The sequence below is a fragment of the Derxia lacustris genome (assembly GCF_002105195.1).
GTDB lineage: Bacteria > Pseudomonadota > Gammaproteobacteria > Burkholderiales > Burkholderiaceae_E > Derxia > Derxia lacustris.
The window spans coordinates 67,753-80,820 of record NZ_MUHU01000031.1; the positions used below are offsets into that span (position 1 = coordinate 67,753).

10 protein-coding genes are annotated in these 13,068 nt (G+C 67.2%); 1 reads left to right on the forward strand and 9 read right to left on the reverse strand.

Going from position 1 to position 13,068, the window contains the following annotated elements:
* Nucleotides 1–179: 179 nt before the first annotated feature.
* Together metH and B9P64_RS19890 are read right to left on the reverse strand one after the other, a co-directional pair.
* Complete coding sequence (metH, locus tag B9P64_RS19885; RefSeq protein ID WP_407919697.1) at nucleotides 180–2,888, reverse strand: methionine synthase; 2,709 nt, start codon at nucleotides 2,886–2,888, stop codon at nucleotides 180–182.
* Between the two features lie 250 nt (nucleotides 2,889–3,138).
* On the reverse strand, nucleotides 3,139–4,503 hold the full coding sequence (locus B9P64_RS19890; protein WP_217808723.1) for a glycosyltransferase family protein: 1,365 nt from the start codon (nucleotides 4,501–4,503) through the stop codon (nucleotides 3,139–3,141).
* A 280-nt stretch (nucleotides 4,504–4,783) separates the two neighbouring features.
* Here B9P64_RS19890 and B9P64_RS19895 point away from each other — a divergent pair, with 280 nt between their 5' ends.
* Entirely contained in the window at nucleotides 4,784–5,734 is a 951-nt protein-coding gene (locus tag B9P64_RS19895; protein ID WP_176256909.1) for a hypothetical protein, read from the forward strand.
* A 102-nt stretch (nucleotides 5,735–5,836) separates the two neighbouring features.
* On the opposite strand, the gene B9P64_RS19900 is transcribed toward B9P64_RS19895, so the two are convergent.
* From B9P64_RS19900 to rsmB, 7 genes are all read right to left on the reverse strand, one after another.
* Nucleotides 5,837–6,883 (reverse strand): homocysteine S-methyltransferase family protein, encoded by a 1,047-nt coding sequence (locus tag B9P64_RS19900; protein WP_085317915.1) that lies wholly within the window; start codon nucleotides 6,881–6,883, stop codon nucleotides 5,837–5,839.
* 176 nt (nucleotides 6,884–7,059) lie between these two features.
* Nucleotides 7,060–7,341 carry a BTH_I0359 family protein gene (locus B9P64_RS19905; protein WP_085317916.1) on the reverse strand — a complete coding sequence of 94 codons (282 nt, stop codon included), beginning with the start codon at nucleotides 7,339–7,341 and terminating at the stop codon, nucleotides 7,060–7,062.
* 94 nt (nucleotides 7,342–7,435) lie between these two features.
* Nucleotides 7,436–7,600, reverse strand: a complete 165-nt coding sequence (locus B9P64_RS25820; protein WP_176256910.1) for a hypothetical protein — start codon at nucleotides 7,598–7,600, stop codon at nucleotides 7,436–7,438.
* Between the two features lie 188 nt (nucleotides 7,601–7,788).
* Nucleotides 7,789–8,595 (reverse strand): response regulator, encoded by an 807-nt coding sequence (locus tag B9P64_RS19910; RefSeq protein ID WP_085317917.1) that lies wholly within the window; start codon nucleotides 8,593–8,595, stop codon nucleotides 7,789–7,791.
* A 60-nt stretch (nucleotides 8,596–8,655) separates the two neighbouring features.
* Complete coding sequence (locus B9P64_RS19915; protein WP_085317918.1) at nucleotides 8,656–10,986, reverse strand: sensor histidine kinase; 2,331 nt, start codon at nucleotides 10,984–10,986, stop codon at nucleotides 8,656–8,658.
* Nucleotides 10,987–10,994: 8 nt separating this feature from the next.
* Nucleotides 10,995–11,564, reverse strand: coding sequence for a DUF4390 domain-containing protein (locus B9P64_RS19920; protein ID WP_217808724.1), 570 nt, complete (start codon nucleotides 11,562–11,564; stop codon nucleotides 10,995–10,997).
* Nucleotides 11,565–11,592: 28 nt separating this feature from the next.
* A complete protein-coding gene (rsmB, locus tag B9P64_RS19925; RefSeq protein ID WP_139826426.1) occupies nucleotides 11,593–12,897 on the reverse strand; it encodes a 16S rRNA (cytosine(967)-C(5))-methyltransferase RsmB in 1,305 nt (434 codons plus the stop codon).
* Nucleotides 12,898–13,068 lie beyond the last annotated feature (171 nt).

Sequence of the window (13,068 nt, forward strand, 5' to 3'; positions counted from 1 at the left end):
GAGATCGCGGACCGGTGTCCGCGTTGCGATCGTTATCGCATCCGGGTGCAACTCCACGTATCCGCCGACATGTCGGCATGATGTCGGCTGGCGCCTACGGGCTGTAGGCGCGGCGGCGTCGGACGGCGCGGCGGTCCGACGCGGCTGGGGTTCGGAGCCGACCGCGGACCCGCCCAGGCTCAGGCGTCGCGCTGCTCCTCGCCCACGTCGCCCACGTTGAAGTACTGCGCCTTGGCATGCGACAGATAGAAGCCGCTCACCGACGAGGCCGGCGTCATCGCGAAGCTTTCGGTCAGGCCCATGCCGATCTCGGCCGGGTCGAGCGCCGCGAACATGTCGCGCTTGACCTCGTGGCGCGGGCAGGCTGGATAGCCCGGCGCCGGCCGGATGCCGACGTACTGCTCCTTGATGAGCGCGGCGGCGTCGAGCGCCTCGTCGGGCGCATAGCCCCACAAGTCCTTGCGCACGCGCTCGTGCAGCGCCTCGGCAAAGGCCTCGGCGAGCCGGTCGGCCAGCGCCTTGACCATGATTGCCGAGTAGTCGTCGTTGGCCGCCTCGTAGCGCTCGGCGAGCTTGTCGGCGCCGAGGCCGGCCGTCACCGCGAACACGCCGATGTAGTCGCGCACGCCCGAGTCGAGCGGCGCGATGTAGTCGGCGAGGCACTTGTTTTCCACACCTTCGCGCTTGGCGGTCTGCTGGCGCAGGTTCTTCCAGCGGAACAGCACGTGGGCCTCGTCGCGCGCGTCGTCGTCGGTGTAGAGCGTGATGGTTTCCTTGCCGTCGGAATTGGCCGGCCAGAAGCCGACGACCGCGCTGGCGCTGAGCTGCCGGCCTTCGACCAGCTTCTTGAGCATGGCCTGGCCGTCCTTGTAGACCTTGGTCGCCGAGTCGCCGACCACCGCGTCGTCGAGGATGGCCGGGAAGGCGCCATGCAGATCCCAGGTCTGGAAGAACGGGCCCCAGTCGATGTAGCGCGCCAGCTCCGCCAGGTCGTAGTTGCGGAACACGCGGCGGCCGAGGAACTTGGGCTGGGCCGGCGCGGCGGCGCTCCAGTCGATCGCCGGCTTGCGCGCGCGCGCCTCGGCCAGCGGCATCAGCGGCGCGGCCTTCTTGTTGGCATGGGCTTCGCGCACGCGGTCGTAGTCGGTTTCCAGCTCGGCGATGTAGCGCGCCGCGCCCTCGTCGGACAGCAGGCTCTGGGCCACGCTCACGCTGCGCGACGCGTCGGGCACGTAGACGACCGGGCCGTCGTAATGCGGCGCGATCTTGACCGCCGTGTGCACGCGCGAAGTGGTCGCGCCGCCGATCAGCAGCGGAATCTTCTTCACGCGGAAGAAGTCGTCGCGCTGCATTTCGGTGGCCACATAGGCCATCTCTTCGAGGCTCGGCGTGATGAGGCCGCTCAGCCCGATGATGTCGGCGCCTTCCACCTTGGCGCGCGCGAGGATCTCGTTGCACGGGACCATCACGCCCATGTTCACGACCTCGAAGTTGTTGCACTGGAGCACGACGCTGACGATGTTCTTGCCGATGTCGTGCACATCGCCCTTCACCGTGGCGATGACGATCTTGCCCTTCGACTTCACGTCGCCGCCGGCCGCCTCGATCTGGCGCTTCTCCTCCTCGATGTAGGGGATGAGGTGCGCGACCGCCTGCTTCATCACGCGCGCGCTCTTGACCACCTGCGGCAGGAACATCTTCCCTTGCCCGAACAGGTCGCCGACCACGTTCATGCCGGCCATCAAGGGGCCTTCGATGACCTCGATGGGCCGGCCGCCGCGCGCGGCGATGGCGGCGCGCACTTCTTCCGTGTCCTCGGCGATGAAGGTCGTGATGCCGTGCACCAGCGCATACGACAGCCGCTGCTCGACCGTGACCGGCTTGTCGGCCGTGCCGCGCCAGTCGAGGTTCTCCTCGCGCTTGCCGCCCGTGCCCTTGAAGCGCTCGGCGATGTCGAGCAGGCGCTCGGTCGCGGTCTTGGGCTCGCTGCCGTCGGCGGGCGCCGGCACCGGGCGGTTGAGCACCACGTCTTCCACGCGCTCGCGCAATTCGGGATCGAGATCGGCATACACGCCGAGCTGGCCCGCATTGACGATGCCCATCGTCATGCCGGCCTGGATCGCGTGATAAAGAAAAACGGTGTGAATCGCCTCGCGCACCGGCTCATTGCCGCGAAAGCTGAAACTCACATTGCTCACGCCGCCGCTGATGCGCGCATGCGGCAGATTGGCCTTGATCCAGCGGCAGGCATCGATGAAATCGACCGCGTAATTGTCGTGTTCCTCGATGCCGGTGGCGATCGCGAAAATGTTCGGATCGAAGATGATGTCTTCGGGCGGAAAGCCGATCTTTTCGGTGAGCAGCTTGTAGGCGCGGGCACAGATTTCGGTCTTGCGCGCAAAAGTGTCGGCCTGCCCTTTTTCATCGAAGGCCATCACGATGACGGCGGCGCCATAACGGCGACACAGCTTTGCCTGCTCGATGAATTTTTCTTCGCCTTCCTTCATCGAAATGGAATTGACGATGCTCTTGCCCTGAACGCATTTCAGGCCGGCCTCGATCACTTCCCATTTGGAGGAATCGATCATGATCGGCACGCGCGCGATATCGGGTTCGCTGGCAATCAGATTCAGAAAGCGGGTCATTGCCGCCTTTGAATCGAGCATTGCCTCGTCCATGTTGATATCGATGATCTGCGCGCCGTTTTCGACCTGCTGACGCGCCACCGCGAGCGCCTGGTCGTATTCGCCATTGAGAATCAGCCGGGCAAACATCTTGGAGCCGGTGACATTCGTGCGCTCGCCCACATTCACGAACAGCGTGCTGTCGTCGATGGTCAGGGCTTCGAGGCCGGAGAGGCGCAGCGGGCGCGAGGAATCGTTATTCAGCAGTACGGTATTGGTCACGATGGTCATCCTGACGACGGGATGGCGAGCACGGGCGACCGGCCGGCATCGAATTTCCCCCGAATGGTACGAGGATGACGCCGCCGGCGCCGTCGCAGGAGGCGGCTGCCCGACCTGTCGAATCTACTTTTCAGAATAACACAGCGGATAATTGTGGATTGCAGCCAGCCCGGTGGTGCGGAATTGCCGCCGTATTCTCGGCAGATCGCCCGGTTTCGGGAATTATTGCGACTCAGGTCGAACCGGCCGAGCGCAATGCGGCAACGAGTTCGACGCAATCCTGCCGAGTGAAGCTCCAGGTCGCGGCAGGAATCGATCTTGCCGCAAATGACATTGCCTGATATTCGGCGGCGGTCAGCGTCCTGAAAAAATCCAGCAAGGCATCGACGGTCAGCACCGGGAAATTGCGGCCAATCCCAAGCTCGGCGAGCTTGTGCCCGGTTTCGACATCGGCGACCGCGAGCGGGACAGATCCGTGGCGCCCGCCTTCGTAAAGCCGATTCGGAAGCAACCAGGTGGAATTTTGCCCTTCCTCGAACATGTCGATCGCCCAGGTGAAATGGATATTCCCGTACATCTGGTCGAGATCGACTGGATTGCGATATGCGCCACCAAATCTCAGTCCCGGTGTTTCGGTGGTGCTTCGGGCAAAATCAGCAAACTCGTTATAGGCCGGCCGGCCGCGGATCGTCACTTCCACCAGCCCTTCAGCACGCTTCACCAATTCAGACAGCAGATCCAGGCTCTTGCGGCAACGAATCGCTCCGAACCAACCGATCTTCCATGGCGGGGCTGCCGGACGGACGATTTCCGATGTGCCCGGCAAGGCGGTCTCGCCTGAATAGACCTTGTTTTCGATCAGAACGACCGGCAGTTGCACCTGCGAGAGCGGCTTGAAATAGTTTTCGACAAAGGCTGGCGAGCTGGTGATCAGGGCGGCCGCACGCTTTGACAGCCAGCCCTCGAGGCCACGCAAGACACGTCCGACGATTCCCCGGTCGAGCAGCAGACGATGAATGTCCAGAGATTCGTAGATGAGCTTGGGGGCCGGATTGACGCTGGATTGGCCGCGCACGCCGATGGCGAGCATTTCCAGATTGCGTGCAATCACCACATCCGAATCGAGAAACAGATGTCTGTACTTTCGAATGGACAGAACGATTTGCAGCACGGCAATGATGCGTTGCAGAAAGCCGCCATTTTGAGTTTGCCCCAGATTGATTGCCGGAGTTCCGGCAACTTCGGCAATGGGCTCGGGCGTGCGGCGAAAGCCTGCGACGGTCACGCGAGCGCCACCGTCGCGCAGCATGATGGTTCGTTTGTCGACGGCTGGATCCGATAGATCGTGAACCAGATAGAGCACACGCAGCGGGGCGGAGTCGGAGGTGGACATGTCGAGGCTGGCTAATCGTGAGGGTTGTGCATTGGCAGCATCGTCTGGAGCGATGCCGATCGGAGGCATCCGACTATAAGTCCGCATGCTGCAATGCGCGTATGGGACGCTCTCCTCGATTTGATGCGTGCAATATGAATTGCGCAGTATTTCTCGATTTGCCTGGCGAATTTTCCGGCCGATCATCGGCAATTCTGCATTCATGACCAGGCCCCGGCGGATTGTCGCGCTCCGGATGGTTATCGGTTGGCGGGCACTTGCTGCCTGAGCGAATGCAATGGCCGGTAGCGACGAATGTGCGGATTTCGACTGACGCATTTATTCACGGCCGGCAAAATTGTCCGATTCAAGTCGCCATTTCGGCACGGTCTGATTGCATGCGGCAGGTACCCAATGGGTGCAACTGCCATCGGTGTTTGCGCGGTTTCAGGCATTCATTGCCCGGCTGCCTGCAGATTCGCTCGTTTTGTTCGGGAATCCATCAGTGAAGACGATTTATTGCTATCCATTTACCGAAATAAACAATCAGTATGTCAACAAGAACATAGAGATATGGCGTCGGCTGGGTTACGCGGTCGAGGCATGCCCGAAATGGCCGTGGAATGCAAGATTCGGCCGCCGCAGCCAGAAGATCGTGATTCTCAACTGGTTCGAGGATTGGATGCTGAACAATCCCAGGCCGCAATGGGTGTCGGTTGTGCGTGCCTTGCTGTCGGTGCTGACCTATCGCGTGATGGCAGGCCGCCTGATCTGGGTGCGGCACAATTTCAAGCCGCATTTCCTGCCGCAAAGCACTCCGGCACATGCTGCAATGCTCAAGATGCTGGCATTCTTTTCCGACGTGACGGTGACTCATCGAGAGGTGTCATCGATTCGCTCGCAGGTGGTGCCGCATCCCTTGATGTCGATGCCAGAAAATGCAACCAATGGCAGTCGCGATATTCCCTTCCTGTGGTTTGGGGCAATTCACAAATACAAGCAGCTCGACCAGTTGCTGCTCGAATGGCCGCGTGAAAAGCCCTTGCTGATTCTCGGGCGTGCGCGCGATGCCGAACTCATCGAGACCATCGAGCGGACGATCCGTGATCGAAATCTCGATGTCGTCTGGAAGAATGCCTATGTGCCGGATGAAGAGCTCGACGAATCATTGAGCCGGACCCAATGCGTGATTCTTGCGCATGCCGACAATACGATGATCGTTTCGGGCGCGTATTTCCATGCGGTATCGCGCGGCGCCAATGTGCTGCTGGCCGAAAGCGGGTTTTCGCGCGCGGTTGCCTCCGGGCATCCGGGGGTCACGGCTTATGCCGCTGGCCAATTGGCGCAGGCACTGGCGCAATGGACTGTCGTTCCGGCGGCTCAGGTCATGCAGGAAGCCGAGCGGCGTTATGGCGATGCCGCATGCGCCGCGGCCTGGCAGCAGGTCTTCGATTGACGCAATTGGCCGAATCGGCATTGCGCCGAGAGAAATGAGGGAAGGCGGCTTTGGCGCTTGATCCTGGGTGCGAGGGCGCCGGTTGTTTCCGGCGTCTCGCGTTCAGCGGGTGTGAATGACCGCCCGCGGCGCCACGCCCTTCACCGCGGCCGCAATCGCCGCGATGTGCGCCGGCGTGGTGCCGCAGCAGCCGCCGGCAATGTTCACGAAGCCGGCTTCGGCAAATTCCTTCAGCAGCCGCGCCGTGATGTCGGGCGTCTCGTCGAAGCCGGTGTCGCTCATCGGATTGGGCAGGCCGGCATTGGGATACACGCAGACGTGCGTGTCGGCGATCTTGCTCAGCTCGGCGATGTAGGGCCGCATCAGCGCCGCGCCGAGCGCGCAGTTGAGACCGATGGTGATCGGCCGCGCATGCAGCACCGAATGCCAGAAGGCCGCGACGGTCTGGCCCGAAAGAATGCGCCCCGACGCATCGGTGACCGTGCCCGAAATCATGATCGGCAGCCGCGCGCCGCGTTCCTCGAACAGCTGGTCGATGGCGAACAGCGCCGCCTTGGCGTTGAGCGTGTCGAAGATGGTTTCGACCAGAAACAAATCCGCACCGCCGTCCCACAGACCGCGCGCCTGTTCGTGATAGGCGGCGACCAGCTCGTCGAAGCTGACGTTGCGCGCGCCCGGGTCGTTCACGTCGGGCGAGATCGAGGCGGTCTTGGGCGTGGGGCCGAGCGCGCCGGCCACGAAGCGCGGCTGGTCGGGCGTGGAGAACTTGTCGGCGGCGGCGCGCGCAATCCTGGCGGCGGCCAGGTTCATCTCGTAGGCCAGGTCGGCCATGTGGTAGTCGGCCTGGGCCACCGAGGTGGCGCCGAAGGTGTTGGTCTCGATCAGGTCGGCGCCGGCGGCCAGATATTGCTCATGGATCTCGCCGATGACCTGCGGCTGGGTCAGCACCAGCAGATCGTTGTTGCCCTTGAGGAAGAGCTGCTTGCCGGCTTCGAGGTCGGCCGGCTGCCAGCTGGCAAAGCGCTCGCCGCGATAGGCCGCCTCGTCGAGCTTGTAGCGCTGGATCATCGTGCCCATCGCGCCATCGAGGACGAGGATGCGGCGCGACATGGCGTCGGCAAGGCGGGCGGCGAGGTCGGGAGCGGTCATGGCTGGGGCGATGCGTGAAGGCGAGGGCGGTGCCGGCGGCGCCGGGACGGGTCGGCGATTCTAGCGGCCGGGCCTGAAATGGCACCGCCCGCCGGGTCTTGCGACGCGGCGGGCGGTGTGGGCCCGTCATCAGGGACAGGGCCGTCGCGGGCTGGGACGCCCGCGGAGCTTCGCGCTCAGTGCAGCGCGACCGGCTGGGCCATGATCGGCTTGAAGCGGCCCAGGAATTCGTCGATGTCGTCCATGGTCGGCTCGCTCGCGATGAGCTGGTCGACGTCGCGGCGGAAGCGTTCGGCCATCGCGCCGGCGAGGTAGATCTCGCGCCGTCCGACCTTGTCCATGATTTCGTAGCCGCCGAGCTTGCGCACTTCGGGCGCGCCCTCGACGGGCTGCGGATCGGCGGCGCCGAGCGCGAACTCGACGACGCAATACAGATCGCTGTTGTAGATGAGGTTCATGCGGACTCCCATGACCCGAGGGTCGAATTCAGGTGGGTCATTGCCTGTGTTACGGCCTAGATGCGGCTAGCTTGAACCGCTTCAACCCCGCGCCTCAAAGGGGTGGACAGGGCTGGCGCATGACGTTTGCGTGATTGCGCAACTCCGGGCCCGCAAGCAGGTCGAGCACGGCGCCCAGATGGGCGGCGTCGGCGATGACCAGCGCGATGCGGTCGGGCCGGCCGCGCAGCAGCCGCGTGAGCGCGACGCGCAGCGCCATGCGGCCGCTGCAACAGGCGCAGCCGGCAATGGCGTGAAGCTGGGAGTCGCTGCCGACGGCGTCGGCGATGTCGGACGGTGCGGCGAGCGCGCCGTCGAAGAGGAAGGTCCAGCGCTGGCCCGGCGGGCGGGCGCGCCAGTCGGCAAGCAGCGGGCCGGTTTCGGCCCGCGTGTACAGCGCGACTGGCGTCAGGACTTGCTGCCGCCGAGCGCGGCGTACTTCAGCTCGCCGGCGAGGCCGTCGTCATAGCCGCCACGATCGGCGGCGGCATTGGCCGCCTCGCGCGCGGCGCCGATGCGGCGGGTGCCGCGGCCAAGCTCCACGCCCAGCTGCTTGAGCTTGCGGTACAGGTGGGTGCGTTCGAGTCCGGTGCGCTCGGCCACGCGCGTCATGCTGCCGTGCTCCTTGGCCAGGTGATGCTCGAAGTAGAGCCGCTCGAACTCGTCGCGCGCATCGCGCAGCGGCTGATCGAGATTGACCAGCGGCGCGGCCTCGACCGGCAGGCTCGGCGAGATGCTGCGCGGCAGCGGCACGCTCGCCTGCGATTCGAGCTGCACCGAGCCGCTCGGCACCGTGCCCAGCTGCACCGGCGCGAGCGCCGATTGCGCCGGATGCGCGATGCGCAGCATCTGGCCGCGCTGCAATCCCTTCTGTACCGCCGCCAGCAGTTTTTGCATGGTGACGGGCTTTTCCAGGAAATCGAGTGCGCCGTAGCGGGTTGCCTCGACCGCGGTATCGATGGTGGCGTGACCGCTCATCATGATGACCGGCATGGTCAGCAGCTGCTGCGCGCCCCACTCCTTGAGCAGGGTGACGCCATCGCACTCGGGCATCCAGATGTCGAGCAAGACGAGGTCGATGCGCTCTTCCTGCCGGATGTCGCGCGCCCGGGCGGCGTTCTCGGCGGTGAACACAACGTGGCCTTCGTCACCGAGAATTTCCGACAGCAGTTCGCGGATTCCGATTTCGTCGTCCACGACAAGAATGTTGGCCATGTAATTAGATCCTGCCGACTCTCCCGCTGCCGTCGGCGCGAGACGGCGGGGAAAACTGAATCAAGACTGCGCAACCGCGAGTCTGGTGAAAAACAAGGTCACGATCGCGCCGCCGCTGTCGGCATTGCCGGCCTCGATGCGGGCGCCGTGCTCCTCCGCGATCTTGCGGACGATGGCGAGTCCGAGGCCGGTGCCGCGCGGCTTGTTGGTGACGTAAGGCTCGAAGATGCGCGCCGCGATTCGGGGATTGAAACCGGTTCCCCTGTCACGGACCTGAAGCCTGACGCCCAACTTTTCAGCCCGGTCGGACGCGGCGAATTGTAGCGCCTCGGTTTTCACCACGATATGCGCCCCGTCGTCGCCCGGCTGGACGGGGATCGGGCCCGATTCGGCGACCCGCGCGGCGACCGCGTCCTGGGCGTTCTGCAGCAGGTTGTGGATGACCTGGCGCAGCTGGCCGGCGTCGCCGAGGATGGGCGGCAGGTCGGGCGCCAGCTCGAAGCGCGCCTCGACGCCGCCGTAGAGCGCGGCCACCTCCTCGATGAGCCGGTTGAGATCGACGGCGGCCAGCGTGGTCGGCGGCAGCCGGGCGTATTCGCGGAACTCGTCGACCATGTGCTTGAGCGCCGCCACCTGGGTGACGATGGTGCGCGCGCCCTTGCTGAGCACGGCGGCATCCTCGGGGCCGAGCTTGGCGGCGAGCTTGTGCTCCAGCCGCTCGGCCGAGAGCTGGATCGGCGTGAGCGGATTCTTGATCTCGTGCGCGAGCCGCCGGGCCACCTCGCCCCAGGCCAGCGCGCGCTGGGCCGAGAGCATGTCGGAGATGTCGTCGAACACCATCACCAGCAGCGTGCCGTCGGCGGTGACGAGGCGCGAGCCGCGCGCCAGCAGCGCGAGGTCGGGCGCGCCGTCGCGCTCGATCTGGAATTGCGCCTGCCAGGGCTCGCGGCTGTCGGCGGCGGCGAAGGCGTCGCGCACGCCGTCGGCGATGCGGTCGAGCACCGGCAGCGCCAGCAGCGCGGTGCCGATGCGCAGGCTGAGCGGCGTGCCGACGATGGTCTCGGCGGCGGGGTTGGCGCTCATCAGCCGCAGCCGTTCGTCGAACACCAGCACGCCGGCCGAGATGTTGGCGAGCAGGCTCGACAGATAGGCGTTGGCACGCGCGAGTTCGGCTTCGCGCGCGTCGACGGCGGCGCGGGCGTCGGCGAGCTGGGCCGTCATCTGGTTGAAGGATTGGGTGAGCGCGGCGATCTCGTCGCGCGTGCCGGGCTCGGGCAGCGGCGTGAAATCACCCTCGGCGACGGCGCGCGTGCCTTCGGCCAGCGCGGCGAGCGGGCGCGCGAAGCGATTGGCCAGCACCAGCGCCGACACCATCGCCGCGAAGGCTGCGAGCAGCACGGTGAGCGTGAGCGCCACGGTGTAGACCTTGCCGAGGCCTTCGCGCGCCAGCGCCAGCTCGCGGTAGTCCTGGTACACGGCGGTGACCGCCTTGGCGTTGTCGGCCAGGCTGTCGGGCACCAGCTGCACGATCTGCAAGTAAACGTCGTCGGCCGGCGCGGCGAACTGGGCGCCGGCGCTGGCCGGCACCGGCACGATGACGCGCAGCCGCAGCGGCTGGGCCGCGCCGTCGGCCGGATCGTCGCCCTCGATGGTCGACAGCGTGGGCGCGACGCGCAGCCGGGCCAGGGTTTCGCGCGCGGGCAGGTCGGGCGCCAGTAGCAGACCGCCGCCGGCCGTGGCCAGCACCCGGCCGCTGGCGGTGAACAGCACCGCATCGGCGGCCTGGGTCTGGTCGCGCAGCCGGCTCAGCAGGGCGGCGCGGCCCGAGACCGAGGCGTCGGCCAGCTCCAGCGCCGCGTCGTGCGCCTTGTTGACCAGATCGCTGCGCAGCGCATCGAGCGAGGCCTGGCCGAGCCGCACGCCGGCCTCGAGTGCGCTGTCGACCCGCACGTTGAACCACGACTCCAGGCTGCGCGCCAGAAACTGCACCGACACGGTGTAGATGAGCACGCCCGGCAGCACGCCGACCAGCCCGAGCGTGAGCGCCATGCGCGCCATCAGCCGCGCGCCGAAGCGGCGCCGCCGATGGCGCTGCCAGAGCCGGAAGCCGAGCCACACCACCGCCGCCGCCAGCACCGCCAGCAGCCCCAGGTTGGCGTAGAGCAGCGTCGTGTAGTTGCGGTTGAAGAAGGCGGAGTTGGACGCCGCCGTCACATACAGAAAAAAGATCACGCCGCCGAAGCCGGCGAAGGCCACGCTCAGATAGCGCAGCGTGCGGCGCCGCTTGGCGGCGCGGGCGGCGCGCCGGGCCGGATCGTCGGCCTTGGGATCGGGCGGTGGCGTGTCGGCCGGCGGGCGGGCCGGAACGGGCGTGGGCGCGGCGGGCGGCATCGGCAGGCTCAGGCCACGAAGTCGAAGCGGGTCCACTCCGACGCGATGTGCCAGTCGCGCCCGGTGATGGCGTTGAGCTGGAACGGCTTGGGCAGCTGGCCCTGGTCGAGCCGCAGCCGCAGCGCCGCCGAGTAGCGTTCGCCGTGGCGCAGCAGGCTTGCATCGCCGAGCCGCCAGTCGCGCACCCGGCCGAGCGTGCGCAGCGCTTCTTCGAGCGTGTCGAAGCGCAGCGTGAGCGCGCCATGGCCGGGCGCCGCCGCGCCGACGCCGAGCCGGTATTGCCGCGTCATGGCGTTGTAGGACAGGCGGCTGGCGAGCTGGGCCGACACCACGGTCTGGTCGAGCCAGTACCAGCGCCGCCGGGTCACTTCAAGTTCGGTGATGAACCACAGCGCGAGGCCGCGCTGCACCGCCTCGACCAGCACCGGCGTCAGCTCGACGTCGTGCTCGCTTTGCAGCACCCAGCCGTCTTCGAGCAGCTCGATGCGCGCCAGCCGGTTCTCGATGCCGTCGGCGCGCGCCGGCTGCGCCAGCCCGAGCCCGCCGGCCAGCGCCGGCAGCGCGATCAGCGCGCGCAAGGCGCGGCGCCGGCCGGGCTGGGCCGGTTCATTCGCCGCCCGACGGCGCGCGCTTCTGGAGCAGCGCGTAATAAAAGCCGTCGTGGTCATCGGACTGTGCAGGGGCGGTGTTGGCGGTGGGGAGCAGCTGGCCCGGAGCGGGCAGGACGCTGGCGTCGGGATGACGGTCGAGGAAGCGCTGAAGCTGGCGCTCGCCTTCCTGCGGGAAGACGGAGCAGGTGGAGAAAACGAATCTACCACCCGGTTTCAGCAGCGGCCAAAGCGCGTCGAGGATGCCGGCGGCGAGTGTTGCGAGCTGGTCGACATCGGCTTCGCGGCGCAGCCAGCGGATGTCGGCATGGCGCCGCACGATGCCGCTGGCGGTGCAGGGCACGTCGGCCAGGATGCGGTCGAACGGCCGGCCGTCCCACCAGTCGGCCGGGCGGTCGGCGCTGGCGGCGCGGGTCTGCGCGCGACGGCCGAGGCGGGCGAGGTTTTCCTCCACGCGGGCCAGGCGCTCGGGATCGATGTCGAGCGCGAGCAGCTCGCAGTCGGCCAGCTCCAGCAGGTGCGCGGTCTTGCCGCCGGGCGCGGCGCAGGCGTCGAGCACGCGCTCGCCGGGCTGCGGATCGAGCAGCGGCGCGGCCAGTTGGGCGCCGGCGTCCTGCACCGACACGGCGCCGCTTTCAAAGCCGGGCAGGGCGGCGACGCCGACCGGATGCTGCAAGCGGATCGCGCCCGGCGCGGTGGCGAGTGCCTCGGCGCCGATGCCGGCTTCGGCCAGCCGCGCCAGATAGGCGTCGCGCGTGCCTTGCGACAGGTTGACGCGCAGCGTCATCGGCGGCGGCAGCAGGCCGGCGTCGGCGATGGCCTGCCAGCGTTCGGGATAGGCGCCGCGCAGCCGGTCGAGCCACCAGCGCGGCAGGTTCCAGCGCGCTTCGGGGCGCTGGCGGGCGGCGTCGAGCAGCGCCGCGCGTTCGCGCAGAAAGCGCCGCAGCACCGCGTTGACGAAGCCGCGCTCGCCGGGCTTGGCGGCTTCGACCGTCTGGTCGACCAGGGTGTGCTCGGCATAGGGCGCGTCGGCCTGCACCGCGAGCGCGAGCGCCACGACCAGCAGCTCGCGCAGCTCGGCCGGCGGGCGGCGGCTGGCGAGGCGGTCGATCAGGCCGTCGGCCAGACCGCGCTCGCGCATGGTGCGATAGGCGATGTCCTGCACCGCGCCGCGCGCGGCGGCATCGAGCCGGGCTTCGACCACCAGCGCGGCGAGCGCCTGCGGCAGCGCGCTGCCGGCGCGCACGGCGGTCGAGATCTGCGCCGCGAGCGCGATCTGGCCGGCCAGTGTGCCGGGATTCACCGCCGCGCTGATGCGCGCGCGGCCAGCCTCGGCGGCGGTCGGGCGATGCGCTCGGGCGGCCGGCGCGCGGGCGGTGCCGGATTGGCCGTCCGAAGACGACAAGCCCGCGGAATTCGCGGGCTGATGGGGCTTGCGATGTGCCGGGCGGCGCGCTTGCGCGGCCCGGGCGGG

What these genes read in the sequence shown, in the direction of transcription:
- B9P64_RS19900 (WP_085317915.1), bottom strand. Translation starts at nt 6,883, where the DNA reads ATGACCGCTCCCGACCTCGCCGCCCGCCTTGCCGACGCCATGTCGCGC.
- B9P64_RS19905 (WP_085317916.1), bottom strand. Translation starts at nt 7,341, where the DNA reads ATGAACCTCATCTACAACAGCGATCTGTATTGCGTCGTCGAGTTCGCG.
- B9P64_RS19890 (WP_217808723.1), bottom strand. Translation starts at nt 4,503, where the DNA reads ATGAATGCAGAATTGCCGATGATCGGCCGGAAAATTCGCCAGGCAAAT.
- B9P64_RS25820 (WP_176256910.1), bottom strand. Translation starts at nt 7,600, where the DNA reads ATGGCGCTGCGCGTCGCGCTCACGCGGCTGCTGCGCGGCCGGCCCGAC.
- B9P64_RS19910 (WP_085317917.1), bottom strand. Translation starts at nt 8,595, where the DNA reads ATGGCCAACATTCTTGTCGTGGACGACGAAATCGGAATCCGCGAACTG.
- B9P64_RS19915 (WP_085317918.1), bottom strand. Translation starts at nt 10,986, where the DNA reads ATGCCGCCCGCCGCGCCCACGCCCGTTCCGGCCCGCCCGCCGGCCGAC.